This is a genomic window from Leisingera sp. F5, assembly GCF_001593695.1.
In genome coordinates this window covers 1-2241 of sequence record NZ_LUKH01000505.1, presented here as the reverse complement: position 1 = coordinate 2241, position 2241 = coordinate 1, and the positions used below count along the sequence as shown (strand labels likewise).

2 protein-coding genes are annotated in these 2241 nt (G+C 63.1%); both read left to right on the top strand.

Annotated features, from left to right (window positions below; translation table 11 throughout):
• Window positions 1–328 (top strand): hypothetical protein (locus A2I95_RS32520; protein ID WP_291736468.1); only part of this gene is annotated, 328 nt, incomplete at its 5' end.
• Window position 329: 1 nt separating this feature from the next.
• Window positions 330–2241, top strand: a 1912-nt coding sequence (gene dnaG, locus A2I95_RS32515) for a DNA primase (RefSeq protein WP_291736466.1), incomplete at its 3' end; no start/stop codon positions are given.

Below are 2241 nucleotides of genomic sequence, written 5' to 3'. Positions count from 1 at the left end.
TGCCCTTGCAGCCGCCTTATTGGCGGCTCCGGCCTATGCTTCTGAAACTAAAGAACAAAGCTGCAAGTACCAGGGCCAGGTCATGGCCGCGGTGCAGCAGGCGCGGCTGGACCGGGTGAAACAGGAAGAGGTGGAGCAGGCGGTACTGGACAGCGAACCGGACTGGCCTGAGACCTATTCCAAGGCGATCCCGCAGCTGACGAACCATGTCTATGCGATGAAACGGCGCGATCTGCGCGACGTTGATCTTGGTGCGGCCTTCGAGGAACAGTGCCTGCAGAACTGGGATCAGATCCAGGCGATGCAGAAACAGCTGAAGTCGAACTGATATGTCCCTGCCGCCCGGCTTTCTGGATGAATTGCGCACCCGAGTCAGTATCTCTGATGTTGTCGGGCGCAAGGTCATGTGGGATCAGCGCAAGTCGCAGCCGGGCAAGGGTGACTATTGGAGCCCGTGCCCCTTTCACCACGAGAAAACCGCGTCTTTCCATGTCGAGGACCGCAAGGGGTTCTATTACTGCTTTGGCTGCCATGCCAAAGGCGACGCGCTGAAGTTTATCCAGGAGACCGAGAACGTCGGTTTCATGGAGGCGGTGGAGATCCTGGCGCAAGAGGCTGGCATGGAAATGCCCAAGCGTGACCCGCGCGCGCAGGAAAAACAGGACCGCCGGACGCTGCTGGCCGAAGTGATGGAGCAGGCGGTGCAGTTCTTTCGCCTGCAGCTCAAGACCAACGGCGCTCATGACGCCCGTGCTTACCTGCAGCGCCGCGGGCTGACGCCGCCGGCGCTGGACCGCTGGGAAATCGGCTTTGCCCCTGATGGCTGGCAAGCCTTGTGGGACGGGCTGCGCGGCAAGAACGTGCCCGAAGACCTGATCATCGGCGCCGGGCTGGCCAAACCCTCGAACAAGGGCGGCAAACCTTATGACACCTTCCGCAACAGGATTATGTTCCCGATCCGCGATGCGCGCGGCCGCGCAATTGCCTTTGGCGGCCGGGCAATGGACCCGAATGACAACGCCAAATACCTGAACTCGCCCGAGACCGAGCTGTTCGACAAAGGCCGCAGCCTGTACAATCACGGACCTGCGCGGGCGGCGTCGGGGCGGGGTTCCACGCTGGTTGTGGCCGAAGGCTATATGGATGTGATTGCGCTGGCCGAAGGCGGGTTTCAATCCTGCGTGGCGCCGCTGGGCACTGCGATCACCGAAAACCAGCTGCAGATGCTGTGGCGGATGTCGGACGAGCCGATCATCGCGCTGGACGGCGACACCGCTGGTATCCGTGCTGCCATGCGGCTGATCGACCTGGCGCTGCCGCTGCTGGAGGCCGGAAAATCCCTGCGCTTTGCCATCATGCCCGAGGGCAAGGACCCCGACGATCTGATCCGCAGTAAAGGCCCGGATGCAGTGCAGGCGGTGCTGGATCAGGCGATGCCGATGGTTAAGCTGCTGTGGCAGCGCGAGACCGAGGGCAAAGTCTTCGACAGCCCCGAACGCAAGGCGTCGCTGGACAAATCCTTGCGCGAGAAGATCAAGCTGATCCGCGACCCGTCGATCCGCAAGCATTACGGCGAAGACGTCAAGGAGATGCGCTGGCAGCTGTTCCGCAGTAACCGCAGCGGCGGCGAGGGCGGTTTCCAGCAGCGCGGATCCCGCAGCGGCGGCTTTCGCGATGGCAGCCGTCCACCGTGGAAACCCGGCAAAGGCTTTGGCCCGATCCCGCAGCCGCGCGCAACCACCCGTGCCTCGCTGGTGGCAGGTGCCGAAGACGAATTTTTTGCCGCCATGCGCGAAGCGGTGATCCTGGCCACGGCAATCACCACCCCGGCTGTGATCCCCGAATTCGAAACCAGCCTGGAGCGCCTGCAATGCGCCGACCCGGATCTGGCGGTGCTGCGGGATATGGTGCTGCGCTTTGGCATCGGCGCGCCGGAGCGTCTGCGCGAGGAAATCGACTGGTCTTTGGGGCCTCATGCCCTTGAAAACCTCTTTGGGCTTCGCCATGTCGCAATCACCCCCTGCCTGCGCAAACCCGGCGACACCGAACTGGCCAGCATGACCCTGGCCGAGGAGCTGGCAAAGCTTGAGGCGCGGCGCGGGCTGGACGCGGAACTGGCAGAAGCCGAAGAAGATCTGGACGGTCTTGCAGATGAGGCGCTGACCTGGCGGTTGCGGCAGGCAGCCGAGGCCAAGAACAAGGCGGTGCGCAGCGAGAATGAGGACCAGGCGCAGTATGATG